This is a genomic window from Amycolatopsis sp. FDAARGOS 1241 (assembly GCF_016889705.1).
Lineage (GTDB): Bacteria > Actinomycetota > Actinomycetes > Mycobacteriales > Pseudonocardiaceae > Amycolatopsis.
In genome coordinates this window covers 3,440,622-3,465,197 of sequence record NZ_CP069526.1, presented here as the reverse complement: position 1 = coordinate 3,465,197, position 24,576 = coordinate 3,440,622, and the positions used below count along the sequence as shown (strand labels likewise).

The 24,576-nt window shown below is 70.6% G+C and carries 31 protein-coding genes; 19 read left to right on the top strand and 12 right to left on the bottom strand.

Annotation, left to right across the window (positions count from 1 at the left end):
• Positions 1-5: 5 nt before the first annotated feature.
• From I6J71_RS17010 to I6J71_RS17000, 3 genes are all read left to right on the top strand, one after another.
• On the top strand, positions 6-776 hold the full coding sequence (locus I6J71_RS17010; protein ID WP_204097101.1) for a SigB/SigF/SigG family RNA polymerase sigma factor: 771 nt from the start codon (positions 6-8) through the stop codon (positions 774-776).
• A 169-nt stretch (positions 777-945) separates the two neighbouring features.
• On the top strand, positions 946-1,359 hold the full coding sequence (locus I6J71_RS17005; RefSeq protein WP_204095593.1) for a VOC family protein: 414 nt from the start codon (positions 946-948) through the stop codon (positions 1,357-1,359).
• A gap of 163 nt (positions 1,360-1,522) precedes the next feature.
• Complete coding sequence (locus I6J71_RS17000) at positions 1,523-2,815, top strand: NAD(P)/FAD-dependent oxidoreductase (RefSeq protein ID WP_204095592.1); 1,293 nt, start codon at positions 1,523-1,525, stop codon at positions 2,813-2,815.
• A gap of 28 nt (positions 2,816-2,843) precedes the next feature.
• On the opposite strand, the gene I6J71_RS16995 is transcribed toward I6J71_RS17000, so the two are convergent.
• The gene (locus I6J71_RS16995; RefSeq protein ID WP_204095591.1) at positions 2,844-3,371 is read right to left on the bottom strand and encodes a L,D-transpeptidase; all 528 of its coding nucleotides are present in this window, start codon (positions 3,369-3,371) and stop codon (positions 2,844-2,846) included.
• Between the two features lie 152 nt (positions 3,372-3,523).
• On the opposite strand from I6J71_RS16995, the gene I6J71_RS16990 reads away from it, so the two are divergent.
• Positions 3,524-4,555: an LLM class flavin-dependent oxidoreductase gene (locus tag I6J71_RS16990; protein WP_204095590.1), complete on the top strand. Its 1,032-nt coding sequence runs from the start codon at positions 3,524-3,526 to the stop codon at positions 4,553-4,555.
• Between the two features lie 46 nt (positions 4,556-4,601).
• Here the strand turns inward: I6J71_RS16990 and I6J71_RS16985 are convergent, their stop codons facing one another.
• Both I6J71_RS16985 and I6J71_RS16980 read right to left on the bottom strand, forming a co-directional pair.
• A complete protein-coding gene (locus tag I6J71_RS16985; protein ID WP_204095589.1) occupies positions 4,602-5,162 on the bottom strand; it encodes an enoyl-CoA hydratase-related protein in 561 nt (186 codons plus the stop codon).
• 31 nt (positions 5,163-5,193) lie between these two features.
• Positions 5,194-6,975, bottom strand: coding sequence for a sigma-54-dependent Fis family transcriptional regulator (locus tag I6J71_RS16980; RefSeq protein WP_239154935.1), 1,782 nt, complete (start codon positions 6,973-6,975; stop codon positions 5,194-5,196).
• 276 nt (positions 6,976-7,251) lie between these two features.
• On the opposite strand from I6J71_RS16980, the gene I6J71_RS16975 reads away from it, so the two are divergent.
• The 9 genes from I6J71_RS16975 to I6J71_RS16935 all read left to right on the top strand — a co-directional run bounded on the left by I6J71_RS16975 (position 7,252) and on the right by I6J71_RS16935 (position 16,922).
• Positions 7,252-8,889, top strand: a complete 1,638-nt coding sequence (locus tag I6J71_RS16975; RefSeq protein ID WP_204095587.1) for an aromatic/alkene/methane monooxygenase hydroxylase/oxygenase subunit alpha — start codon at positions 7,252-7,254, stop codon at positions 8,887-8,889.
• A gap of 89 nt (positions 8,890-8,978) precedes the next feature.
• A complete protein-coding gene (locus I6J71_RS16970) occupies positions 8,979-10,028 on the top strand; it encodes an FAD-binding oxidoreductase (RefSeq protein WP_204095586.1) in 1,050 nt (349 codons plus the stop codon).
• Positions 10,029-10,085: 57 nt separating this feature from the next.
• Complete coding sequence (locus I6J71_RS16965; protein ID WP_204095585.1) at positions 10,086-11,189, top strand: aromatic/alkene monooxygenase hydroxylase subunit beta; 1,104 nt, start codon at positions 10,086-10,088, stop codon at positions 11,187-11,189.
• On the top strand, positions 11,186-11,536 hold the full coding sequence (gene mimD / locus I6J71_RS16960; RefSeq protein WP_204095584.1) for a propane 2-monooxygenase effector subunit MimD: 351 nt from the start codon (positions 11,186-11,188) through the stop codon (positions 11,534-11,536). The genes I6J71_RS16965 and mimD overlap by 4 nt, the downstream gene beginning before the upstream one ends.
• A 103-nt stretch (positions 11,537-11,639) precedes the next feature.
• Positions 11,640-12,647, top strand: a complete 1,008-nt coding sequence (locus tag I6J71_RS16955; RefSeq protein WP_204095583.1) for an amidohydrolase family protein — start codon at positions 11,640-11,642, stop codon at positions 12,645-12,647.
• Positions 12,644-13,366: an iron-sulfur cluster assembly protein gene (locus I6J71_RS16950; protein ID WP_204095582.1), complete on the top strand. Its 723-nt coding sequence runs from the start codon at positions 12,644-12,646 to the stop codon at positions 13,364-13,366. The genes I6J71_RS16955 and I6J71_RS16950 overlap by 4 nt, the downstream gene beginning before the upstream one ends.
• Positions 13,363-14,388 carry an NAD(P)-dependent alcohol dehydrogenase gene (locus tag I6J71_RS16945; protein WP_204095581.1) on the top strand — a complete coding sequence of 342 codons (1,026 nt, stop codon included), beginning with the start codon at positions 13,363-13,365 and terminating at the stop codon, positions 14,386-14,388. The genes I6J71_RS16950 and I6J71_RS16945 overlap by 4 nt, the downstream gene beginning before the upstream one ends.
• A 50-nt stretch (positions 14,389-14,438) precedes the next feature.
• On the top strand, positions 14,439-16,088 hold the full coding sequence (groL, locus tag I6J71_RS16940) for a chaperonin GroEL (RefSeq protein WP_204095580.1): 1,650 nt from the start codon (positions 14,439-14,441) through the stop codon (positions 16,086-16,088).
• 510 nt (positions 16,089-16,598) lie between these two features.
• Positions 16,599-16,922: a putative quinol monooxygenase gene (locus I6J71_RS16935; protein WP_204095579.1), complete on the top strand. Its 324-nt coding sequence runs from the start codon at positions 16,599-16,601 to the stop codon at positions 16,920-16,922.
• 58 nt (positions 16,923-16,980) lie between these two features.
• Here I6J71_RS16935 and I6J71_RS16930 read toward each other — a convergent pair whose 3' ends face one another.
• Positions 16,981-17,316, bottom strand: a complete 336-nt coding sequence (locus I6J71_RS16930; RefSeq protein WP_204095578.1) for a hypothetical protein — start codon at positions 17,314-17,316, stop codon at positions 16,981-16,983.
• 128 nt (positions 17,317-17,444) lie between these two features.
• Between I6J71_RS16930 and I6J71_RS16925 the strand changes: the two genes are divergently transcribed.
• Positions 17,445-17,657, top strand: a complete 213-nt coding sequence (locus I6J71_RS16925; protein ID WP_204095577.1) for a hypothetical protein — start codon at positions 17,445-17,447, stop codon at positions 17,655-17,657.
• Positions 17,658-17,752: 95 nt separating this feature from the next.
• Here I6J71_RS16925 and I6J71_RS16920 read toward each other — a convergent pair whose 3' ends face one another.
• The gene (locus I6J71_RS16920) at positions 17,753-18,700 is read right to left on the bottom strand and encodes a LysR family transcriptional regulator (RefSeq protein ID WP_204095576.1); all 948 of its coding nucleotides are present in this window, start codon (positions 18,698-18,700) and stop codon (positions 17,753-17,755) included.
• 99 nt (positions 18,701-18,799) lie between these two features.
• Here I6J71_RS16920 and I6J71_RS16915 point away from each other — a divergent pair, with 99 nt between their 5' ends.
• Genes I6J71_RS16915 through I6J71_RS16895 form a run of 5 tightly spaced genes read left to right on the top strand, consistent with a single transcriptional unit; the run spans position 18,800 to position 21,675 of the window.
• Positions 18,800-19,054 carry a hypothetical protein gene (locus I6J71_RS16915; protein ID WP_204095575.1) on the top strand — a complete coding sequence of 85 codons (255 nt, stop codon included), beginning with the start codon at positions 18,800-18,802 and terminating at the stop codon, positions 19,052-19,054.
• On the top strand, positions 19,051-19,926 hold the full coding sequence (locus tag I6J71_RS16910; protein WP_204095574.1) for a MoxR family ATPase: 876 nt from the start codon (positions 19,051-19,053) through the stop codon (positions 19,924-19,926). The genes I6J71_RS16915 and I6J71_RS16910 overlap by 4 nt, the downstream gene beginning before the upstream one ends.
• Positions 19,919-21,019, top strand: coding sequence for a VWA domain-containing protein (locus tag I6J71_RS16905; protein ID WP_204095573.1), 1,101 nt, complete (start codon positions 19,919-19,921; stop codon positions 21,017-21,019). The genes I6J71_RS16910 and I6J71_RS16905 overlap by 8 nt, the downstream gene beginning before the upstream one ends.
• Positions 21,020-21,028: 9 nt before the next feature.
• Positions 21,029-21,289 (top strand): hypothetical protein, encoded by a 261-nt coding sequence (locus I6J71_RS16900; RefSeq protein ID WP_204095572.1) that lies wholly within the window; start codon positions 21,029-21,031, stop codon positions 21,287-21,289.
• Positions 21,286-21,675 carry a hypothetical protein gene (locus I6J71_RS16895; RefSeq protein ID WP_204095571.1) on the top strand — a complete coding sequence of 130 codons (390 nt, stop codon included), beginning with the start codon at positions 21,286-21,288 and terminating at the stop codon, positions 21,673-21,675. The genes I6J71_RS16900 and I6J71_RS16895 overlap by 4 nt, the downstream gene beginning before the upstream one ends.
• Before the next feature lie 4 nt (positions 21,676-21,679).
• Here the strand turns inward: I6J71_RS16895 and I6J71_RS16890 are convergent, their stop codons facing one another.
• Genes I6J71_RS16890 through I6J71_RS16860 form a run of 7 tightly spaced genes read right to left on the bottom strand, consistent with a single transcriptional unit; the run spans position 21,680 to position 24,566 of the window.
• Positions 21,680-22,039 carry a hypothetical protein gene (locus I6J71_RS16890; protein ID WP_239154934.1) on the bottom strand — a complete coding sequence of 120 codons (360 nt, stop codon included), beginning with the start codon at positions 22,037-22,039 and terminating at the stop codon, positions 21,680-21,682.
• Positions 22,036-22,305, bottom strand: coding sequence for a hypothetical protein (locus I6J71_RS16885; RefSeq protein ID WP_204095570.1), 270 nt, complete (start codon positions 22,303-22,305; stop codon positions 22,036-22,038). The genes I6J71_RS16890 and I6J71_RS16885 overlap by 4 nt, the downstream gene beginning before the upstream one ends.
• 3 nt (positions 22,306-22,308) lie before the next feature.
• A complete protein-coding gene (locus tag I6J71_RS16880) occupies positions 22,309-22,551 on the bottom strand; it encodes a hypothetical protein (protein WP_239154932.1) in 243 nt (80 codons plus the stop codon).
• A gap of 13 nt (positions 22,552-22,564) precedes the next feature.
• Positions 22,565-22,792 (bottom strand): hypothetical protein, encoded by a 228-nt coding sequence (locus I6J71_RS16875; RefSeq protein WP_204095569.1) that lies wholly within the window; start codon positions 22,790-22,792, stop codon positions 22,565-22,567.
• Positions 22,793-22,805: 13 nt separating this feature from the next.
• Complete coding sequence (locus I6J71_RS16870; RefSeq protein ID WP_204095568.1) at positions 22,806-23,060, bottom strand: hypothetical protein; 255 nt, start codon at positions 23,058-23,060, stop codon at positions 22,806-22,808.
• Between the two features lie 10 nt (positions 23,061-23,070).
• A complete protein-coding gene (locus I6J71_RS16865) occupies positions 23,071-23,655 on the bottom strand; it encodes an SRPBCC family protein (protein WP_204095567.1) in 585 nt (194 codons plus the stop codon).
• Positions 23,649-24,566 (bottom strand): XdhC family protein, encoded by a 918-nt coding sequence (locus tag I6J71_RS16860; RefSeq protein ID WP_204095566.1) that lies wholly within the window; start codon positions 24,564-24,566, stop codon positions 23,649-23,651. Before I6J71_RS16860 ends, I6J71_RS16865 begins: the two co-directional genes overlap by 7 nt.
• Between the last annotated feature and the right edge of the window lie 10 nt (positions 24,567-24,576).

The window sequence follows — 24,576 nt, the reverse complement described above, 5'->3', positions numbered from 1 at the left end:
AGCCGATGACCCGGCGCCGCGACGAGTACGCCCACACGGCTCCTCTGTTCGAGGAGCTCGTCGGCCTCGACGCGGACGACCCCCGTCGAGCGCGTCTGCGCGAACAGCTCGTGACGGAGTTCCTCCCCGTCGCCGAGCACATCGCCACGCGCTTCACCGGGCGCGGCGAGCCCCGGGAGGACCTGGTGCAGGTGGCCCGCATCGGGCTGATCAACGCCATCGACCGCTTCACCCCGGAACGCGGCCCGGACTTCCTGTCCTTCGCCGTCCCCACGATCATGGGCGAGATCCGCCGCCACTTCCGCGACACCGGCTGGTCCGTCCGCGTGCCGCGGCGCCTGAAGGAGCTGCACCTCGCCCTCAGCCACGGTTCGAGCGCGCTGTCGCAGACCCTCGGCCGTTCTCCCACGCCGACCGAGCTGGCCGAGCACCTCGGCCTCGACGTGTCCGAAGTGCACGAAGGCCTCATCGCCGGCAACGCGTACCAGACGCTGTCGGTCGACAAGCCGGTCCACGACGACGCGGAGCCCCTTTCGCTCGCGGACACCCTCGGCGAAGAGGATTCGGAACTCGAGCACATCGAAAACCACGAAGCCCTCCAGCCGCTGTTGCGCGAACTCCCGAAACGCGAACGCGCGATCCTCGTGATGCGCTTCTTCGGCGGGCTCACGCAAACGCAGATCGCCGACCGCGTCGGCATTTCCCAGATGCACGTGTCGCGCCTGCTGTCGCAGACCCTCGAACAGCTCCGCGGAAAACTGACCGGCGACCCGTGAGCCGGAGTCGAAAGCTTTTCACCACAAGAGTTTTCGACCGTCGTCTAACCGTCGAGCGTTACAGGAAATCCGCGATCTCACCCACGAGAGCGACCCGCGCCGCGGCCCGTTGTCGGGCCCCTCGTCATCTGCGAGGATTCACTTCCCGTCCATGACGAAGGAGTGTCCGGTGGCTTCGATCCTCAATCCCTACATCAGCTTCCGCGACGACGCCCGGCAGGCCATGCAGTTCTACCGGGACGTGTTCGGCGGGGAGCTCACCTTGAGCACCTTCGGTGAGTCCGGCATGCCGGACGCCCCGGAGGCCGACAAGATCATGCACGCACAATTGCAGACCGACAACGGCTTCACGCTGATGGCGGCCGACACCCCGCCGGGCATGGACCACAACCCCGGCACCAACATCTCGATCAGCCTCAGCGGCGACGACGGCGACCGGCTGCGCGAGTACTGGGCCAAGCTCGCCGACGGGGGCACCGTCGCCGTCCCCCTCGAAAAGCAAATGTGGGGCGACGAGTTCGGCATGTGCGTGGACAAGTTCGGGATCGGCTGGATGGTCAACATCTCGCAGCCGCAGGACTGAGCGCCCCGTCGACCACCGCGCCCGGTCCGATCGGAAACGCACCCGAGCGGGCCGGGCGCGTTCGGACCCGGGCGGACCCGGGCGGGGCGATCCGGTTGCGGGTGGCTGCGCCCGGGTAACCGCCGCGGGTCCGCCGACGTCCGGAAACCGGAAGGATGGCCTGATGCGCGTCGTGATCGTGGGTGGCGGGTTCGCCGGGTACAACGCGGCGAAACGACTGTTGAAGACCGCAGGCGACGACATCGAAGTCGTCGTGGTCAACCCCACCGACTACTTCCTCTACCTGCCGCTCCTGCCGGAGGTCTCGGCCGGGCTCCTCGACCCGCGCAGTATCACGATCTCCATTCCCGCCACGCTGCCCGGCGTGCGGCTCGCGCTCGGCACGGTGTCCGGTGTGGACTTCGGCGCGCGCACGGTCACCTACACCGACCCCGAGGACCACACTCGCCACCTGTCCTACGACCGCCTCGTGCTGGCGGCCGGCAGCGTCAACCGGCTGCTGCCGATCCCAGGGGTGGCCGAGAACGCGCACGGGTTCCGCGGCGTGCCCGAAGCGCTGTACCTGCGCGACCACATCACGCGCCAGATCGAGCTCGCGGCCGCGGCGACCGACCCGCAGGAGCGCGCCGCGCGCTGCACGTTCGTGGTGGTAGGCGCCGGGTACACCGGCACGGAAGTGGCCGCGCAGGGGCCGGCGTTCACCGACGCCCTCGCCGAACGCCACCCCGAGCTGAAGGGACAGCCGGTGCGGTGGCTGCTGCTCGACATCGCCGACCGCGTGCTGCCCGAGCTGTCGAAGCACCTGGCCAAGACCGCCGACACCGTGCTGCGCGAACGCGGCGTCGAAGTGCTGATGAAGACGTCGGTGAAGGAGGCGACCCCGGACGGGGTCACGCTCACGTCGGGCGACCGGGTGTCGACCCGCACGCTCGTGTGGTGCGTCGGGGTGCGGCCCGACCCGCTCGTGGCCGACCTCGGCCTCCCCACGGCCAAGGACCGGATCGTGGTGACCACCGAGCTCGGCGTACCTGGGTACCCGGAGGTGTTCGCGTGCGGCGACGCAGCGGCGGTGCCCGACCTGACCCGGCCCGGCGAGTACACGGCGATGACCGCGCAGCACGCCGAACGCCAGGGCAAGCTCGCCGGCCAGAACGTCGCCGCTTCACTGGGTTACGGCCAGGCCGGCACCTACCGCCACCACGACCTCGGGTTCGTGGTCGACCTCGGCGCCGGGCACGCGGCCGCGAACCCGCTGCACCTGCCGCTGTCGGGGTTTCCCGCGAAGGTCGTGACCCGCGGCTACCACCTGCTGGCGATGCCGGGCAACCGGTTGCGCACCGCCATCGGCTGGGCGCTCGCCACCGTGAGCAAGCGGCCGACCGTCCAATTGGGACTGGTGCGCGGGCCGTCTGTGCCGCTGAACACTGATTCGCCGGAGCTGCCGCATCGCCGCTGAGTCGGCGCCGCGTTCCACAGTGGACTGATCAGGCCTTGACCTCGACGGCCGCACCCACGGGCAGGCCGGTGAAGAACGCTTCCGAATCCGCGTCGGTCAGGTGGATGCAGCCGTGTGAGGGCTTGTCCAGTGGCCCGGCGTGGAACGCGATGCCGCCGGCCGCGAAGAACACGGAGTTGGGCATCGGGTCGCCGTACTCGCTGCTGGTATGGACCTTGTCCTTCCACGCGACCTCGAAGGTGCCCACGGGTGTCGGCTGGCTCGCGTCCCCCGGTTCCATCGCGACCGGGCGGCGCACGACGACGCCGTCCTTCAGCAGCCACGCCAGCCGCAGCGACAGGCTCACGCAGGCGCCGGTCCGCACCGCGCAAGGCGGCGGCGGTGGTGGCGGCGGTGGTGGCGGCGGGGTGGTCGACGAGGGGGTGACCGCGGCCGGGGCGAGACTCGAAGCCTCCGCCAGCGGTTTCGGGGTGGGCGCGCGGGGCGCCGAACACGCCGTCACCACCGCCGCCGCGGCCACCGCCAGCAGTCCGGCCGGGTAGCTCTTCGCCTGCATCAACACTCCCGTCCATCCGGCCCAGGGTGGTCAACGGGCGAGCGGGCCGGAAGGTTGAGTCCGTGATCGCCGACACTACCGGGCCGGAATGTTGACGCATCAGCAAAACGTTGGTTAGGTTCGGCTCCCAGGACCTCGCGAGGGAAGTGGACATGGAACTCGGTATCTACAGCTTCGGCGACCGCCCGGCCGACCCGCTGACCGGTGTACAGGTGTCGGTCGCGCAGCGGCTCGCCGAAACGGTGGAGCGCATCAAGCTCGCCGACGAGCTCGGCCTCGGGTTCTACGGGCTCGGCGAACACCACCTGCAGCAATACGCGATCTCCAACCCCGCGACCGTGCTGGCCGCGGCCGCGAGCGTCACCGAGCACATCACGCTCGCCAGCGCCGTCACCGTGCTCTCAACCGAGGACCCGGTGCGCCTGTACCAGCAGTTCACCACGCTCGACCAGCTGTCGGCCGGCCGCGCGGAACTGCTCGCCGGGCGCGGCTCGTTCACCGAGTCGTTCCCGCTCTTCGGCGCGGACCTCGGCGACTACGACGAGCTGTTCGAGGAGAAGCTCGCGCTGCTGCTGCGCATCGACCGCGAGGACCCGATCACCTGGTCGGGCCGCTTCCGCCCGCCGCTGGACAACGCGCACATCTACCCCCGTCCCTACGGACGGCGGCTGCGCGTCTCCGTCGGCACGGGCGGCAACCCGGAGTCCTCGATCCGCGCCGGCCTGCTCGGCCTGCCGGTCGTCTACGCAGTGATCGGTGGCGAGCCGGAGCGCTTCGCACCGCTCGTGGACCTCTACCGCCGCGCGGGCGAGGCCGGCGACCACACCGCCGACGACCTCGAGGTGACCATGGGCGCCATCGGTTTCGTCGCCGAGAACTCCCAGGACGCCAAGGAAACCTTCTTCCCCTACTGGCTCGAAACGATGAAGTGGGGCGCCCGCTCCCGCGGCTGGGCCGTGCCGACGCGCGCCGAGTACGACCAGTACACCGCCGGCGCCCGCGCCCTGTTCGTCGGCAGCCCCGGCGAGATCGCCGACCGCCTGATCTCCGTCGGCAAGCTCACGGGCGCCAAGCGCTACGCCATGCAGATGGACTGGTCCGGCGTGCCCCACGCGAAGGTGATGAAGGCGATCGAACTGCTGGGCACCGAGGTGCTGCCGCAGATCCGCAAGGAGTTCGGCTGAGCGCCGGCCGGTGACCACGCGGCGGCCGCGCGACATCCGGCCGCCGTCAGCAGAACTGCTTCGCTCCCCCGGCGAGCAGCGCCGCTCTCGCCACCGCCACGCGCAGCAGATCCCTTGGCGCGCAACACGTTTCGACCAGCCCCGCGACCAGCGCGGCTTCGGGGGTGTAGGTCCGGGTGCCCCGCTGCAGCGCGGGCCAGGCCGGGCCGGCGTGCCGGCGCAGCACACCCTCGACCGGGGCGGACACCCGAGCTGGCATGCCCAGGCCGAGGCGCCCGCCGGACATGACGCGCAGGTCCGCGGCGGCCGCGAGGGCGTAGCCGGCGCCCAGTGCATCGCCGCCGAGCGCGGCGACCACGGGGGCCGGGTGGCCGGCGATGGCGAGCACGGCCCGTTCGAGCCGGTCGGCGGCGCCGCCCGCGAAGCCGCGGGCGAACACGTCCTCACCGCCGGTCAGGACGACCGCGTGGGAGCCGCCGATGTAGGCCAGCGCGGCGGTGATCCGGTCCAGCGCCTCGGGAACCAAGGCCCCGCAATGCCGTTCGAAAGCGCCGTTGTCGTGCATCCGGATCACCGCGACGCCGTGGTCGTGCTCCAGGTCGATCATGCGCCGTCCTCCCGGGGACTCCTCGAGCCGATCACGACGGGATGTCGATGCCGTAGTCCCGGATCTTGCGGTAGATCGTCGCCCGGGACATCCCGAGGGAGTGGGCGGCGCGGGACTTGTTGCCGTCGGCGTCCAGCAGGCTGCGCACGATCGCGTCGCGCTCCAGAGACTCCAACGGGTTCAGCACGCGCTTCACGACCGTCCGGCACTCGGGCGGCAGGTCCTCCGGCTCGATCACGCCGGCGCGGCGCCTGTGCACGACCTTGCGCAGCACCTGCCGCAGCTCGGCGATGTTGCCCGGCCACTCCGCGCGCAGCAGCAGCTGCAGCGCGGCCGGCGAACAGTGCAGCAGCGGGCCCTTGCCGAGCTGCGCGAGCAGGAACGGCACGAGCGCCCGCACGTCCTCGATGTGGTGGCGCAGCGGCGGCACTGTGACCGACGTCGGGAAGTGGCGCATCAGGTCGGCGTCGAGGCCGTCCTGCTCGCCCACGGCCACGGTCGCGACACCCCACACGCGCGCGTCCAGCCGGGCTTCGTCGAGCACTGCGGCCAGCTCGCGCTGTTGCTCGCGCGAGAGCTTGTCCAGGTGCCGGAACACGACCGTGCCCGGGCCTTCGCGCAGCGCCCGCCGCACCGAGCTCTCCCACTCCCCCGGGCCGGTGCCCGCCAGCTCCACGACCTCGCACGGCGCGCTCGCCGTGGCACCCGAGTGCGCGGCCCGCGCGACGGCGAGCTTGCCGCTGCCGGGTTCGCCCTCGAGCACGGTCCACTTCCGGTCGCGCGCGAACCGCCCGACGGAGTGGCACGCCCGCGCCCACAGCGCCCCGGTGCCGACGATGCCGGGCAGCACCGGCTGGCGCGTGTCCACCCGCGCGGCGACGACCTCGGGTTCGCGCAGCAGCCGGGCGCGCACGACGCCGCCGGCCGGTCCGACGTCGCTGGAGACCGGCGTGTACGACAGGCGCGCGCGGGCGCCGCTCGGCAGGTCCATCGACAGGGACCGGTCCGACTGCGAACTCAGCGCCTCGACCGCCCTGGCCAGCAGCGCGGCCTGGTCCTCGGGCACCAGCAGCTGGCGGGCGTGGTCGTTGAGCATCACGAGGTCGTTGTTGACCGCGAGCACGATGCCCTGCCCGCGCCGGCACGCGCGCAGGTACGCCGAGAACAGGCTCAGCTCCCGCAGGCCGACCTGGTTCATCAGCTCGGTCTCGATGTCGTGCGCGGTCGCCTTCGCCAGCGCCAGCAGCAGCGGGCCGGCGTCCTTGCGCCAGCACGTGAGGTCGAGCAGGCCCAGGACCTGCCCGGAGACCGGGTGGCGGATCGGCACACCGGCGCACGCGAGCGTGTCCAGGTTCTCGGCGTAGTGCTCGTGCCCGAACACCGCGGTCGCCTGCCGCCCTTCGAGTGCCGTGCCGATGCCGTTCGTGCCGACGAACTCCTCGGCGTAGCTGAACCCGGGGGCGAGCTGCACCCCGTCGAGGTAGCGTTCCAGCGGCCGGTCCTCCGTCCGCCGGTCCAGCACGAGCGCCTGGTCGTCGGTGAGGATCACGCTCACCGCGAGGTCGCTGAGCTTGTCCTCGAGCGCGTCGAGCACCGCGCCGGCGCTCTGCAGCAGCGGGGTCTCGAGGTTCGGGTCCGCGACGTACGGCGTTCTGACGTGGTCTGCCGCCACCTGGTGCGTTCGCGACCGCCACCACGACGCGAGGATCGTCTTGCGGACGCTCGCCGCGTCGACCTCTTCGGTGGTCAGGAACCGCTCCCTGGCCGTCGCCAGCTCGTCCGGCGACGAAATGGAGGCGCCTGCGTCGGTCAAAGCCTCACCTCCCGGCAGTAGGGCGCCGTGCGCCCCGGCCGGCACACGACGTCGTGTACCGGTCACCATAACGGCACCGCTGACCACTGCCTGTCTCAAATTGAGACCACCGTCACAGGGTGCGCAGGGTGTCATCTCCTCCGTCCGGACGGCGACGTGCGAGCTGCATCCGGAGCCCGGCGAGCAGGCGGCCCGGCCCCGGATCACCACCCGCGAGTAGCGCGAACCGAGCCGAGCCAGGAACTGCCGACGACCGATCAGGTGGAGGTACACGGCGTGAGTCGACAAAGTCTGAGCAAGGCCCACAAGAAGATCACGGAACTGTCGTGGGAACCGACCTTCGCGACCCCCGCGAAGCGCTTCGGGACCGACTACAAGTTCGACAAGGCTCCCAAGAAGGACCCGCTGAAGCAGATCCTCCGGTCCTACTTCCCGATGGAGGAGGAAAAGGACAACCGCGTGTTCGGCGCCATGGACGGCGCCATCCGCGGCAACATGTTCCGCCAGGTCCAGGAACGCTGGATGGAGTGGCAGAAGCTGTTCCTGTCCATCATCCCGTTCCCGGAGATCTCCGCGGCCCGCGCGATGCCGATGGCCATCGACGCGGTGCCGAACCCCGAGGTGCACAACGGCCTCGCGGTGCAGATGATCGACGAGGTCCGGCACTCGACGATCCAGATGAACCTCAAGCGCCTCTACATGAACCACTACATCGACCCCGCCGGGTTCGACATCACCGAGAAGGCGTTCTCGAACAACTACGCCGGTACCATCGGCCGGCAGTTCGGCGAGGGCTTCATCACCGGTGACGCGATCACCGCGGCCAACATCTACCTCACGGTGGTGGCCGAGACCGCGTTCACGAACACCCTGTTCGTCGCGATGCCGTCGGAGGCGGCGGCCAACGGCGACTACCTGCTGCCGACGGTGTTCCACTCCGTGCAGTCCGACGAATCCCGCCACATCAGCAACGGCTACTCCATCCTGCTGATGGCACTGGCGGACGAGGACAACCGGCAGCTGCTCGAGCGCGACCTGCGCTACGCCTGGTGGAACAACCACTGCGTGGTCGACGCGGCCATCGGCACCTTCATCGAGTACGGCACGAAGGACCGCCGCAAGGACCGCGACAGCTACGCCGAGATGTGGCGGCGGTGGATCTACGACGACTACTACCGCAGCTACCTCATCCCACTCGAGAAGTACGGCCTGAAGATCCCCCACGACCTCGTCGAAGAGGCGTGGAACCGGATCATCAACAAGCACTACGTGCACCGCGTGGCGCAGTTCTTCGCCACCGGGTGGCCGGTGAACTACTGGCGCATCGACCCGATGACCGACGCCGACTTCGAGTGGTTCGAGTCGAAGTACCCGGGCTGGTACAACCAGTTCGGCAAGTGGTGGGAGGCGTACAACCGCCTTCGCTACCCCGGCAAGAACAAGCCGATCGCGTTCGAGAACGTGGGCTACGAGTACCCGCACCGCTGCTGGACCTGCATGGTCCCCGCCCTGATCCGCGAGGACATGGTGACCGAGAAGGTCGACGGGCAGTGGCGCACCTACTGCTCGGAGACCTGCGCGTGGACCGACACCACGGCGTTCCGCGGCGAGTACGAGGGCCGCGAGACCCCGAACATGGGCCGGCTCACGGGTAAGCGCGAGTGGGAGACGCTCTACGACGGCATGGACCTCGCCGACATCATCTCCGACCTCGGCTACGTCCGCGACGACGGGAAGACCCTCATCCCGCAGCCGCACCTCGACCTCGACGACCCGAAGAAGCTGTGGACGCTCAACGACGTCCGCGGGATCACCTTCGGCAGCCCGAACATCGCGCTCAACAAGATGTCGGACGCCGAGCGCGAGGCGCACATCGCCGCGTACAAGGCGAACCCGAACGTCACGGTGGCCTGAGGCCGCACCCCGAAACGGCTCCCGCCGGGGTTCCCGGGTTCGATCCCGGGTGCCCCGGCGGGTGCCCCCATCCCCCAGGAGCGGCGTCCATGGGCGACAAGCACAACATCCGGTTCGAACCCGTCGGCATCGACATCGAGGCCGACGAGGACGAGACGATCCTCGATGCGGCCTTCCGGCAGGGCGTCATGCTCATGCACGGCTGCAAGGAGGGGCAGTGCTCGGCGTGCAAGTCCTTCTTGCTCGAGGGTGACCTGCAGATGGACCGGTACTCCACGTTCGCGCTGGCCGACTACGAGAGCGAGGAAGGATTCGTGCTGCTCTGCCGAGGGCACGCGTACTCCGACCTCGAGATCGAGCTGACCAACTACGACGAGGACATGATCCGGTCCGGCCTGCCGGTCGTCACGGCGGGAACCACGGTGGAGTCGATCACCGACCTGACCCACGACATCTCACTCGTCCGGCTCAAGCTGGACGACGACGCCGGGATCAGGTTCCACCCCGGGCAGTACGTGGACATCAAGATCCCGGGCACGGAGGAACACCGGTCGTTCTCGATGGCCAACACGTCCGTGGCCGACGGGGTCCTCGAGTTCATCATCAAGCGCTACCCCGGTGGCAAGTTCTCCGGGCTGCTCGAGGGATCCCTCTCCGCCGGCGACCCGCTGGAGGTGACCGGGCCGTACGGCACGTTCACGCTGCGGGTCAGCTCCGATCGGCGGCTGGTGTTCGTGGGCGGCGGGGCCGGGATGTCCCCCATCCTGTCGCTGCTGCAGCAGATGGCGGACAGCGGCAACGAGCGGGAGGTCGTGTACTACTACGGCGCCCGCACCGAGCGGGACCTCTTCCACCTCGAAGAGATGGCGGAGCTCGCGCGGCAGCTGCCGAAGTTCCGGTTCGTACCGTGCCTGTCGGACTCCGCTCCGGAGGGCTGGCCGGGTGACGGCGAAGGCGAAACGGGTCTGGTGACCCAGGTGCTCGAGCGGCGGGAGGACAACCTCGCCGACTGCGACGTGTACCTGTGCGGCCCGCCGCCGATGATCGACGCGGCCCTGCCCCTGCTGGAAAGCATGGGCGTGCCCGGCGATCAGGTCTTCTACGACAAGTTCACGATCACGGCCGCCGCGCAGGACTGACCGCGCCCGACCGATCCCACCCGAAGCAGGCCACCACACACACAGAGAGGTGTGCTCATGGTCAGTACGGAAAAGCCCCAGCAGAGCTTCCCGAAGCCGGAATTCACCGGCGCCGAAGCCGGGCTGCTGGACTTCCCGAGTTCGAAGAGCCGCAGCTACAACTACTTCAAGCCGCGCAAGCTGCGCGCGACGATGTACGAGGACGTGACCTTCGACGTCCAGCCCGACCCCGAACGGCACCTCTCGCAGGGCTGGATCTACGGCTTCGCGAACGGTCCGGGCGGCTACCCGAAGGAATGGACGCAGCTCAAGTCGTCCGACTGGCACCAGTTCCTCGACCCGAACGAGGAGTGGGAACAGACGATCTACCGGAACAACTCCAACGTCGTCCGGCAGATCCAGCTCAACCTCGAGAACGCGAAGAAGGCCGGCGCCTACCACAACTGGGCGCCGGGCTGGGTCAAGTTCGTCGAGCGCCACCTGGGTGCCTGGATGCACGCCGAGCACGGCCTGGGCATGCACGTGTTCTGCTCGGAGCAGCGGTCCGCTCCGACGAACATGATCAACAACGCGATCGCCGTGAACACCGCGCACAAGCTGCGCTTCGCCCAGGACCTGGCGCTGTACAACCTCGACCTGACCGAGTCGGAGATCGACTTCGACGGCTCGGTGCATCGTTCGGTGTGGCACGAGGACCCGGCGTGGCAGGGTGTCCGCGAGAACGTGGAGCGCCTGACCGCGATCGGTGACTGGGCCGAATCGCTGTTCGCCGCCAACGTGGTGTTCGAGCCGCTCGTCGGGGTGCTGTTCCGCAGCCACCTGGTGATGCAGGTGTCGGCCCGCAACGGCGACTACGTGACGCCGACGCTGGTCGGGGCCGGTGAGCACGACTACGAGCGGGACCGCGGGTACACGCGTGCCCTGTTCAGCCTGCTCACCAACGATTCCGCCCACTCCGCGCACAACAAGCAGGTGCTCACGGGGTGGCTGGAGAAGTGGGTGCCTGTGTCCGTGGCCGCCGCCCGCACGCTGCAGCCGATCTGGTCGCAGCCGCAGGAGAAGGTCGTGTCCTTCGCCGAGTCCTGGGACGCGTCGGTCACCGGCCTGCGCACCCTGTTGTCCGAACTCTCCCTCGATGAGCCGAAGGGGCTGCTTTCATGACCGCGAGCAAGCAGTACACCGTCGACCGCACCGCCTCGAACATGTGCGGTGTCACTCTGATGAACAACCAGAACGGCTACGTCGTGGCTGAGGTCATGCGCGGCAAGCCGGGTGTCACGGTGGCGGAGTACCCGTCCATGATCCGAGTCGACGGCAAGAACCGCATCGTCTTCGGCTGGGACGAGATCTCCGAGGCGATCGGGTTCGAGTTCGGGCAGCCGGACTTCGAGGAGATCATGTCGACCCACTACGGGCGCATGGTCCACCTCGACGACGAGACCATCCTCTTCGCCAACCCGGAAGACGCGGCCGAGTACATCGACTTCGATCTCGAACCGGTCGAGTAGCCCGCGCATCACAGCCGGTTCGCGCCCGAGGGGGCCGGGCCGGAACGGGGAGCTCCCCCGTTCCGGCCCCTGCCCCGGCCGGCTTCCCGACGAGAGGATCCCCATGTATCGCAAGGACGGCGAGAGTTACTTCATCGTCGACAGCCACGTGCACTTCTGGGACGGCAGTCCCGCCAACCAGGCCAACCGGTACGGCAAGGGCTTCATCGAGTGCTTCTACGACTACCACCGCAACCTCAGCCCGGCCGAATGGCTGTGGTCGCTGGAGAAGTTCGGGAAGTACTCCGAGCAAACGCTGCTCGAGGACTTGTTCACGGCGGGCTACGTGGACAAGGCCATCTTCCAGCCGACCTACCTCACCGACTTCTACGTCAACGGGTTCAACACCACCGAGCAGGACGGCGCGGTCGCGGAGAACAACCCCGGCAAGTTCATCGTCAACGGGGCGTTCGACCCGCGTGACGGCGAGGCCGGCCTGGCCAAGCTCGAAGCACTCGCGCAGCGGTGGAACCTCAAGGGCGTGAAGCTCTACACGGCCGAGTGGAAGGGTGAGTCGAAGGGCTGGAAGCTCTCGGACCCGTGGGCCTACCGGTACCTCGAGAAGTGCGAACAGCTGGGGATCCGCAACATCCACGTCCACAAGGGACCGACAATTTACCCGCTCAACCGTGACGCGTTCGACGTGGCCGACGTCGACGATGCGGCCAGCGCGTTCCCGAACCTGAACTTCATCATCGAGCACGTGGGCTTGCCGCGGCTGGAGGACTTCTGCTGGATCGCGACGCAGGAGCCGAACGTCTACGGTGGACTCGCGGTCGCGATGCCGTTCATCCACACGCGCCCGCGCTACTTCGCGCAGATCATCGGCGAGCTGCTGTACTGGCTCGACGAGAGCCGCATCACCTTCGCCAGCGACTACGCGATCTGGCAGCCGAAGTGGCTCGTCGAGAAGTTCGTGGACTTCCAGATCCCCGAGGACATGCAGGCCGAATACGGCACGCTGACCACCGAGGCGAAGAAGAAGATTCTCGGCCTCAACGCCGCCGAGCTCTACGACATCGAGGTGCCCGCCGAGGTCACCGCCGGGACGGCCGCCAAGGTTCCGGCATGACCGCCGCCACGGCCGAAACTCTGGCCAGCCGGGTGTGGCGCGCGCTCGCCACGGTCGTCGACCCCGAGCTCGACGAGCCGATCACGGACCTCGGCTTCGTGGCCGGTGTCCAGGTCCGCCTGCACGACGACCGCGGCCACGCCGTGTCGGTGCGGCTGCGGCTGCCGACGTACTTCTGCGCGCCCAACTTCGCCTACCTGATGGTGGCCGACGCGCACGACGCGGTGCTGGCGCTGCCGAGCGTCGACACGGTCGACATCGTGCTGGAGGACCACTTCGCCGCCGAGGAGATCAACGCGGGCGTGGCGGCGGAGTCCGGGTTCAGCGGGTCGTTCCCCGCGCAGGCCACCGGCGAGCTCGACGAACTGCGGCTCACGTTCCGCCGCAAGGCGCACCTGGCGTGCCTGGAGCGCGCGGTGCGCAGGCTCGTGGCCGAGGGCTGGCAGGTCGACGCGCTGTCGGCGGGCCGGCTCGGCGACGTGCCGCAGTCTCCCGAACGCGAGAGCCTGCTGCGCCGGCGGGCCGAACTGGGGCTGCCCATCGACGCGGCCTCTCCGCTGCTGCTCGAGGACAGCGGTGCGGAGATCCCCGCGGAGAACGTCGCCGCCCGGCTGCGGTTCGCCAAGGCCGTGCGCGTGAGCATCGAGGGCAACGCGGGCCTGTGCCGCGGGCTGCTGCACACCCGCTACTCGCGGATGGCCGAAGAGGTGCCCTCGTGAAAGCGGTGCAGCTGCGCCGCTACGACCGCACCCCCGAGCTCGTCGACGTCCCCGACGCCCACGTCCAGGGGCCGCTCGACGTGGTGGTGAAGGTCGGCGGCGCCGGTGTGTGCCGCACCGATCTGCACATCATCGAGGGCCAGTGGGCGGAGAAATCCGGTGTCACGCTGCCCTACACGCTCGGGCACGAGAACGCGGGCTGGGTCGCCGAAGTCGGCGCTGGCGTCACGTCGGTGTCGGTCGGCGATCCGGTGATCCTGCACCCGCTCGCCACGTGCGGGCTGTGCCGGGCGTGCCGTTCGGGCGACGACGTCCACTGTGTCCAGTCGGCGTTCCCGGGGATCGACAGCGACGGTGGGTATGCGGAATACTTGCGCACCAATGCCCGGGCCGTGGTGAAGCTCGATTCCACTTTGGCACCGGCCGCGGTGGCGGCGCTCGCCGACGCCGGGCTCACGGCCTACCACGCGGCCCGCAAGGCGGCGGCGCAGCTACGACCCGGTGACCGCGTGGTGTCGATCGGCGCGGGCGGGCTCGGCCACATCGGCATCCAGGTGCTCAAGGCGATCAGCCCGGCCGAGCTGATCGTGGTCGACCGGTCGCCCGAGGCGCTTGAGCTCGCGGGCGAGCTCGGCGCCGACCACCTCGTGGTGGCCGACGGCACGGAAGCCCAGGCGGTGCTGGAGCTCACGGGCGGCGAGGGCGCGCAAGCCGTCGTCGACTTCGTGGGCGAAGGCGGCGCGATCGAAGCCGGCGTGGCGATGCTGCGGCGCGCCGGGAACTACTACGTGGTCGGCTACGGCGGGACGCTGGCGGTGCCGACCATCGACATCATCTCCACCGAGATCAACTTCGTCGGCAACCTCGTCGGGTCGTACACCGATCTCGCCGAGCTCATGGTGCTCGCGGCGCAGGGCAAGGTCTCGCTGCACACCAGCACGTACGCCCTGACGGATTTCGAGAAGGCGCTCGACGATCTGGACCGCGGCCTCGTCCGCGGCCGCGCGATCCTCGTGCCCTGACCGCCGGCAGGTTCAGCCGCGACCACGACCTCCGTACGGAAAGGACAGACATGGCCAAGGATCTGCGGTTCAACGTCGAAGCGCGCCAGCTGCTGGAGTCGGGCGTGAACGCGCTCGCCGACGCGGTGAAGGTGACGCTCGGCCCGAAAGGCCGCAACGCCGTGATCGAAAAGCTCACGGGCGCCCCGACGATCACCAACGACGGTGTGACCATCGCCAAGGAGATCCAGCTGCGCAACCCGTTCGCCAACATGGGCGCGCAGCTGGTGAAGGAAGTGGCGATGAAGACCAACGGCGTGGCGGGTGACGGCACGACCACCGCGACCGTGCTGGCGCAGGCGATCGTGCGCGAAGGCCTGCGCGCGGTCGACGAGGGCGCGAATCCGCAGCTGCTGAAGAACGGCATCCAGAAGGCGGTGCAGCGCGTCGTCGAGGTGCTGCAGACGACCGCCCGCGAGGTCACGGAAGCGGGCGACCTCGCGCACGTCGCGACGCTGTCGGCGAACAACGACCCGGAGATCGGCGACATCATCGCCGAGGCGATGGGGCGCGTCGGGCTCGGGGGCGTGGTGACCGTCGAGGAGTCGCCGGCGTTCGGGCTGCAGGTGAACTTCGTGGACGGCGTGGAGTTCGACAACGGCTACATCTCGCCGTACATGGCGCAGGACAAGGACCGGATGGAAACGGTATTCGAGGACCCGTACCTGCTGCTGACCAACGAGAAGATCTCGAAGGTGCAGACGCTGATGCCGCTCCTGGAGCAGGTGACGAGGACGCAGAAGCCGCTGGTGATCATCGCGGAGAACGTCGACGGGCCGGCGCTGGGCATGCTCGTGGCGAACAACGTGCACAACACGTTCAAGTCGGTCGTGGTGCGCGCGCCGGGCTTCGGGCACCGGCGCATCGCCGAGCTGTCGGACCTCGGCGTGTTCACCGGCGGCGAGGTGATCACCGGCGACGCGGGTCAGAGCCTCGACGCGGTGCGGCTGGAGCAGCTGGGCCGCTGCCGGCGCATCACGATCACGGAGGGCAGCACCACGCTCGTCGGCGGCGCGGGTGCCGACACTGCGGTGTCGGCGCGGATCGAGCAGATCAAGCGGGAGCTCGAGCGCGCGGAGAACGAACACGACCAGGACAGCCTGCAGGCGCGGATCGCGCGGCTGTCCGGCAGTGTGGCCGTGATCCACGTGGGCGCCGCGACGGAGGTCGAGCTGCGCGAGAAGCAGCACCGCGTGGAGGACTCGCTGTCGGCGACGCGGGCGGCCATCGAGGAGGGCATCGTCGCGGGCGGCGGCACGGCGCTCGTGCAGGCCCGGGCGGAACTCGACGGGCTGGAGCTGACCGGCGACGCGGCCGTCGGCCGGGACATCGTCCGGCGCGCGCTGGCCGAGCCCCTGCGCTGGATCGCGATCAACGCGGGCTACGACGGCGACGAGGTGCTCTCGCGCGTCAGCTCCGCCCCGCGCGGCTCCGGCTTCAACGCCCTCACCGGCGAGTACGGCGACATGTTCCACGCGGGCGTCATCGACCCGCTGAAGGTCACCCGCTCGGCGCTCCAGAGCGCGGCCTCGATCGCGGCGCTGCTGTTGACGACCGAGACGCTCGTGGTGGAGGAGATCATCCAGAACCCGGGCGCCATCGTGGCCCCCGGCTTCGGCGATCTGGCCGAGGGGATGGTGCGGCCGTCGAACATCTACTGAGTGGCCGGGTCGGCAGGTGCCCCTCGCGTGGCTCCTGCCGGCCCGCGCTCTGGACCTCGACCGGCAAACGTTCAGTCGCCCGGGTACCTTGCCGCCGCGAATGGCAATGGGCCGGCCGATGGGGTACTCGGCTACGTCGACTGGCACTTGCCGCAGTCGGCGGTCCGGTGCGGAAGGGCACGTGGCCAATCGTCCGACACTTTGCCGGGCTGTGGGAAAGAAACGTGGCAGAAGCACCGGACGTCGTGGCGATCGGCAACCGGTGCGGCCGTTCCGGCCGGACGCCGATCTGACCGGCGATCGGCCGGAGCAGCCGGACGGCAAGTGCCGATCGGCAAGCCGGGGCGCGCGGCCCCGGCGTTCCCGGACTCGGTTCCCGGCGCGGGACGCCCGCCGGGGGCCGCGGCTGGTCGTGGGTACGGGTGGTCGCGGCGCCCGGCCCACGCCCGGTCACAGGACGTACGGCCACCTTCGGGCACGTTCGGGCACTGCGGCTTTGCGGAGGACACCATGATCTTCATCGTCGTCAAGTTCACGGTGCGGCCCGAGCGCAGCGAGGACTGGCTCGGCCTCGTCGAGGAGTTCACCCTCGCCACCCGGCGCGAGCCGGGGAACCTGTTCTTCGAATGGTCGCGCAGCGTTGACGTGCCCCACCAGTTCGTACTGGTCGAGGCGTTCGCCGACCCCGACGCCGGCCGCGCGCACGCGACGTCGGCGCACTTCGCGAAGGCGATGGCGTGGATGCCCGGCGTCATCGCCCGCACGCCCGAGATCGTCAGCCTCGACGCACCGGGCGCGGGCTGGAGCCCCATGACGGAGCTCCGCATCGACTGACCGCTCCCGCCACCCAGGACGGGCCGGACCGCCGCGACGGGTCCGGCCCGTCCGGCGGTCACCGCTTTCTGCCCGGCCGCGACCGGCGGGCCGCGCGGCTGAGGATCCACGCCAGCGAGATCACGACGGCGCCCGCCGTGATGCCCCACGCGGTGATGTCGACGGCCGGCACCCAGGTCACCTCGGAGCCGCGGACGACGAAGGCGCCCGTGGGGCGCGCGAAGAGCCCGAAGCCGAGGCCCTCCTTGTCCGCCTCCTCGTGGCCGCCGCCACCGCCGCCGGTGACCATGGCCGCCGGGATGACAACGATGCCGTCCTTTTCAACCGGCTCGCCGTAGACGCGGGTGGCGGTGTACAGCTCGGTGGTCGAAGCCACGATGTCCTTCAGTCCCATGTGGTCACTCCTTCGGTGAGTCGCTGCCGCCCATGATGCTCGCCCGTTACAACGTCCGGGTGAAGTCACTGGCCACCACAGCTCATGTTGTTAGCGTGGACGCCGCTGACTCGAGGGGACGGTAGGACATGACAGCACCAGCACAGGACCGGACCAGCACCGCGCGAAGACCGAAGGACGGAGTCAAACCGTTGTCCCGCAAGGAAGAACCAGGACTCGCGCTGAGCATCGCCCTCACGACCGCCCTCGGCTTCGCCTGGGCGGCCGAGGTGGGCGTCGGGGTCGGGATGAGCATCGGGCACTTCGTCACGGGGAACGCCGGCAAGCCGCTTTCCCGCTGAACGATCCGCGAAGACGCCGAACACGCTGAAAACCACGGCACGGCAAAGGAATCTGCGGTGCGCCCGGGGTCTTCGCACCGGATCGCACTGTCCCACTAGGACCAGATCGTCACGTACACCGGTGGCCTGAACCTCGACGGCGGCACCCCGCTGCCCGGCGCGCGCATCACGTGCATCGCCGCCGGGGTGGTGAGGAAGTGGCGCAGCGAATTGGCCGCGCCGGTGCGGCGGTCGGTGGGCAGGGTGGTCACGTACCAGCACGTCGACATCGGCGTGTGGCGCGTCGGGACGACCGCGAGTTCGTGCCGGCGCAGCTGCGGGGCCACGAGGTGCTCCAGCGCCACCGACACGCCGCTCCCGCTGGCTGCGGCCGACCACGCGGCGGTCTGGTTCGGGAAGACCTGAATCGCGTCGTCGGGCACGCCGAGGCGCGCCAGCAGCCGGCCGGTGTCGCTGCCGGGGTCGGCACCGGAGGGGTCGAGCAGCCACGGCCAGTGCGCCGGGCTGCCCTGGTGACGGCAGTGCGGCGAGCCGACCACGACGAGCGACGCGCGGAAGATCGGCGTGCAGTCGAGGTCCTGGCCGCCTTCACCGGTGACGTCGGGGCCGAGCGCGACGTCGGCGAGGCGGTTGGCGATCAGCACGGGCAGCTCGGCCACGCGGGCGAGCCCGGACGACGCGTCGATGGCGTTGCCGGATCTTCGGGTGAACGTCTCCAGCAGCGGGTTCGCCACGAACTCCGCGATCTCGCTCGTCACGGCGAGCTGCAGCCGTGCGGCGTAGCCGTTCGCCTGGCGCACCGCGGCGTCGGCCTCGGCGCCGAGCGCGACCATCTGCGACGCGATGGGCAGCAGGCGGCTGCCGCCCGCGGTGAGCGTCATGCCGCCGGAGCGCTTGATGAGCAGCTTGTCGCCGTGGTGCTGGCGCAGCGCGGCCAGCGCCTGCGACACCGCGGGCTCGCTCACACCGAGCGCCTTCGCGGCGCCGGTGACCGAGCCCAGTCTCGCCACCAGGACGAACGCGTTGAGCTGGCCCAGTGTCATGGTCAAATACTCTCGGTAACCCCGGACCCTCGACATTACTCCTTAAGCAAAGGGTTAATCCAGCCCCGGCGAGCCGGACCCGAGCGCTAGCTTCCGTTCATGGACGACGAAGCGCTGCAGGTCCTGCGCGAGGTCTGGCATGCCCGCGGCCAGGACGCCGACGAGGTCGAAGCCGCCTGCGGCCCGCAGCGGGCGTGCAAGAGCATGGCCGCCGTCGGGTTCGACGAGCTGGCCGAGGCGGGCGACGGGGACCTGCGGTCCGCGTGGCGCACCCAGCTCGCGCGCGAGGGGAAGCTGACACCGGGTACGGCCACGGTGCGTGATCTCGTGCTCGGCGCAGACGAGCAGGGATGAGCGAACCGGACACCGTCGAGGACCTCACCTCCGCCCTGCGGGGCGGGGGGTACCTCGCCGACCGCGGCCTCGCCACGGCGCTGCTGGTCGGGCTGCGGCTGCACCGGCCCGTGCTGCTGGAAGGCGAGGTCGGCGTCGGCAAGACCGAGGTCGCGAAGACGCTCGCCACCGTGCTGGAGCGCCGGCTCATCCGGCTGCAGTGCTACGAGGGCATCGACACCGCCCAGGCGCTCTACGAATGGGACTACGCCCGCCAGCTGCTGCGGATCCGCGCGCTGCAGGACCACCGCGCCGACGACGACGCCGTGGTGGAGCAGCTCTTCGGGCCCGAGTTCCTCGTCGAACGGCCGCTGCTGGCCGCCGTCCGCGCGGGCGCCGGCGCGGTGTTGCTCGTGGACGAGATCGACCGGGCCGACGACGAATTCGAGGCCTTCCTGCTGGAGCTGCTGTCGGACTTCCAGGTCACGATCCCGGAGATCGGCACGATCGCGGCGCCCAGTCCGCCGCTGGTCGTGCTCACCTCCAACCGCACGCGCGAACTGCACGACGCGCTCAAGCGCCGCTGCCTCTACCACTGGCTCGGCTATCCGGGCGCCGACCGCGAAGTGGAGATCGTGCGCGTGCGCGAGCCCGGTGTCGAGGAGGCGCTGGCGCGCCAGGTCGTCGCCGCCGTGCGCCGGCTGCGGGAGCTCGACCTCGCGAAGCCGCCCGGGGTCGCCGAGACCATCGACTGGGCGCGCATGCTGCGGTTCCTCGGCGAACCGGTGCTCGACGAACGCGCCGCCGCCGACACGCTCGGCGCCGTGGTGAAAGACCGCGACGATCTCGACGTGGTGCGGGACAACCTGGCGGAGCTCACCTCCCGTGGCTGAGTTCGCACGGGTGCTCACCGGTTTCGCGCGGGCCCTGCGCGAGGCCGGGTTGCCCGTCGGCTCCGGTGACGTGCTCACCTACTGCCGCGCCATGGCGACGCTGGACCCCGCCGACCTCGTCGACCTGTACTGGGGCGGGCGCACGACGCTGCTGAAGCGCCACGAGGACCTCCCCCGCCACGACGAGACGTTCCGGCGCTACTTCCTCGGCGCCGCCGAGCCGCCCGCCGAACTGCGCACGATCCTCACCGAATCGGCGACCGGCGCCGTGCTCGTGATGCCCGAGACCGAGCGGGCCGGTCAGGAGCAGGAGACGGACGCGCGGCTCGGGCTCTCGGCGTCCGAAGTGGACACCCTCAAGCGCAAGTCGTTCAGCGCGTGCACCCCCGAAGAGCTCGCCGCGATCCGCCGTATCATGGCCCGGCTGCGTCTGACACCGCCGAAGCGCCGCACGCGCCGCACCCGGCCCGCGCGCCAGGGCCGGGCCCCGGATCTGCGGCGCACGGTGCGCGATTCGCTGCGGACGTTCGGTGAACCGCGCGAGCTGCGCTGGCGGGCGCGGCGGGTGCGGCTGCGGCCCCTGATCCTCGTGCTCGACGTGTCCGGGTCGATGGCCGACCACTCCCGCGCCCTGCTGCAGTTCGCGTACTCCGCCCGGCGCGCGGCGGCGCGGGTCGAGGTGTTCTGCTTCGGCACGCGGCTGACACGGATCACCGACCGGCTGGCCGCGCGCGACGCCGACGAGGCACTGGCGCGAGCGGCCGCGGCCGTGGTCGACTGGGAGGGCGGAACCCAGATCGGGGCCGCGCTGGACGAGTTCGTCCACACGTACGGCCGGCGGGGCCTGTGCCGCGGCGGCGTGGTGGTGATCTGCTCCGACGGGTTCGACCGCGGCGACCCGGACGTGCTGGCGCGGGCGGTGGAGCGGCTGTCGCGGCTGTGCCACCGGCTGGTGTGGACGAACCCGCACAGTGGCACCGGACCGGGTGCGCTCGGCATGACGATCGCCGCGCCGTACGTGGACCTGCTGGTGTCGGGCCACGACCTGCGCAGCCTCGAGGAGCTCGCGGCGGAGCTGCCGCGGCTCGGTTAGGAGAGCGCGATGCGGTGGAGTGTGGGCATCGAAGCGGACGGCGACCGCGTGTTCACGCGCGAGGAGATCGTGAACCTCGCCGACGCGGTCGCCGCGGCGGGCGGCATCGCCAGCGGCATCGGCACCACGCGCTACGGCGTGCGGCTGCTCGTCGACGCGCCCGACCGCGACAAGGCGATCACCCTGGCCACCGCGGAGTTCCGCCGCGCCGCGCGCGAGGCGGGCCTGCCGCCCCTGCCGGTGGGCCGCGTCGAGGCCGTGAGCGAGTGATCCGCCTCGGCACCGCCTCGGGCTATCCCTTCGACGGCCCGCGCCTGCTGGGCGGCTGGACGCCGCCGGCCGTGCCCGCCGTGTACGCCGTCCTGTACCGCCCCGATCCCGAAGGCCGGCCCGATCGCTACGCCGTGATCTACGTCGACCACGCCGACGACCTGTCCTGCGCGCGCCTGCCGTTCCGCCACCCGCGCGCTCCGTGCTGGATCGCGCGGGCAGGCTCGCGCTGGAAGGTACACATCTGCACCTACGAGGTCCCGGGCGGCTTGCCGGCGCACCGCGAGCAGATCGTCCGCGAGCTCACCGCGGTCTACCGCCCGCGCTGCAACGAAGCCCAATACGAGCACACCTGGCACGAGAACTGGATCGGCCGCAGCGGGTGAGCACTCAGTGCGGCGCGAACCCCACCGCCCGGTGCAACCGCGATCGCCGCGTGCCCGACGCCGGCCGAGCCGGCTCGCGCTCCTGGGTGGGCGGCGTGTAGGTCGCCCCGGCGACGATGTCCTCCGCCATCCCGTACAGCAGCGGCAACGCACCGGCCACCACGCCTCCGGTGCGGTTGATGTGGGACACGCCCGGGACGATCGCTTCGGCGTGGTCGTTGATGCGCGCCACGGTTTCCGCGCAGTCCTCGAGGTTCGTGGCGACGCGGCCGAGCAGGCTGCCGACCCAGAACAGGTAGCCCGCGAGGCCGGCGATGAGCAGGGCGATCTCGACGACGGTCAGCACGACCAGGGTGGTGGTCACGACTTCACCTTTCCGAGCACGCGGCCCAGGAACAGGTGGTGCTCCAGGCCTTCGGCGAGCACGGCGTCGACGCGCGAAGCCGTGACGGGGATGAGCGCGGTGTCCGCCGTGTTCGCCTCAGCGCCGTGCAGGGTGTCGCGGATGCCGGCGACGCGGCGGTCGATCACCTGCACGTAGCGGATGAGCAGGCTCAGCAACGCGACCACCGCGAGGAGCACCACGAGGCCGGCCGCGAGCGCGATCCACCACAGGGTTTCCGTCGACATGGCTCAGCCTCCCAGCCGCGCGCGGCCGCGTCGCAGGCCCGCGACGATGACCTCGGCGTGGTCGATGGTGGTGCGCAGCTCGGTGAGCGACGCGGTGTCGCGCTCGGCCTTCTTGAGCTCGTCGTCGATCAGCGGAGCGGCGCGGCCGATGGAGCGCGCCAGCACCAGGATCGGTACCACGAGCGCGACGACGACCACGACGATCGTGCCGCCGATCGAGAACCCGATGATCCAGCCCGTCGTCACGACAGTCCCCCTTTCACACCGACTCGCAGAAGTCGCGCACCGGCTTGAGGTTCGCGTTCACCGAACCGAGCGCGGCGGGCACGGGCGCCGTGCGTTCGGCGATCACCCGCACCCCGCCGAGCACGCCGCCGAGGGTGCGGCGCACGTGGCGCAGGTGGAGGATGACGCGCAGCAACCCGACGGCGGCGAACAGGATGATCACGGCGCTGACGGCCAGCGTGGCCCAGGCGGCGGCGGGCATGGCGGAACTCCTTTCAGCCCAGCAGCTTCGCGACGCTGCCGGCGTAGCGGGTCGCGCCGACGGCCACTTCGCCGATGGTGCGGTCGGTGCGCGCGAGCGCGGCGGGGACGGGTTCGAGCTGCCCCGCGAGCCGCCCGCCGCCCCTGAGGACGTCGTCGGCCGCGGCGCGGATCCGCTCGAGCGCCGCGAGCACGCGGTTGAGCAGGGCGATGACGACGGGCAGCACCACGAACAGCAGCACGGCGTTGCCGATCCACCACAGGACCACGGTTGCCTCCTCAGGCCGGGGTGCTCGGATAGGGCGCGAAGAACCGCCGGAACACGCGTTTGAGCGCCATCAGCGTGGCCTGCAGGCCGATGGTGAACCCGCGCGCCGGGGCCGCCGCGTGGCGGGCCGCCGGCTGCTCGCCGCGTTCGGCGCGCGCGATGGCCTCCTGCACGTTGAGGGCGAACTGGCGCATCAGCACCGACGAGACGTCGGAGATCATGCCGCGCCCGTACTGCGCGGCGGCGCCGGACACCTGCAGGTCCTGTTCGAAGTCGACGCGGGTGCCCACATCCGCGCGGGCGAGCGTCGCCGTCACGACCATGGCCGCCTGGCCGCGGCCGCGCGCTTCGGCACCGCTCGCGTCGACCACGAGCCGGCGGGCCTCCTCGTCGCGCGAGGTGATGGCCGCGACCCCGTCGAACTTGAGCGACACCGGTCCCAGGCGGACGCCCACGCGGCCGCGGTAGCGCTCGTCACCGAGCTCCTCGGTCAGCTCGGCGCCGGGCAGGCACGTCGCCACGGCGGGCACGTCGTCGAAGAAGCGCCAGACCTTGTCGACCGGCTGTGCGACCTCGAACTGGTTGCGGATCAGCATCGGCTCTCCTTCTTCGCGTAGGCTGCCGGGTCGCGCAGGAACTCGGCGCGGCACCCGGCGCAGCAGAAGCTGTATTCGAGGCCCTCGTAGACCACCGGGTCGGTCACGACCACGGTCATGCCGCACACCGGGTCCACCGCTTCGGTGGTCTCGGCGGCGTGGGTGACGGCGGCCGCCGGCGGAATCCCGCGCGCCGCCCGGATCCGCACCAGCTCCGCGAGGATCGCCACGGCGATCTCCCGGTGCGAGACGTGGCCGAGGTCGAGCCCGGCCGGCACCTGCACGCGGGCGAGCTGATCGGCGGCGACACCGCGGTCGGCGAGGTACCCGAGCACCGCGGCGCCGCGCCGGCGCGATCCGACGAGCCCGACGTACGCCGGCCGTGCGGCCAGCGCCCGCTCCACCGCGTCCTCGTCGGCGTGGCCCTGCGTCGCCACGACGACGAACGACCGCTCGGTCGCCGCCGCCGGATCGTCGGCGAGCTGCGCGCGCCAGCCGAGGGACCCCGCCAGTTCCACGAGCGTGTGCGCCATCGGGGAGCGCCCGACCACCACGAGGTGCGGCGAGGGCTGCACCGGTTCGATGTAGACCTCCAGGGCGCCCTCGCTCTGGCACGAGATCGGGACCACCGTCATGCCCTCGGGCACCGCCCCGCCGAACTGGTCGGAAGACCCCAGCAGCAGCAACCGGGGCTCACCCTCGACGAGGGCCTGCCGGGCCTCGCGGAGCACCGTCGGCTCGGCGCACGCCCCGCCGATCCACCCGTGCAGCTCGCCTTGGGCCGTGATGATCGCGCGGCAACCCTGCTTGCCCGACGACGGGCCCTGCCGCCACACCACGGTCGCGAGCGCGAACGCCTCGCCGCGGCGGGCGAGTTCGCCTGCCTGTTCGAGCACGTCCCAGCCGTCCACAGGCCTCACC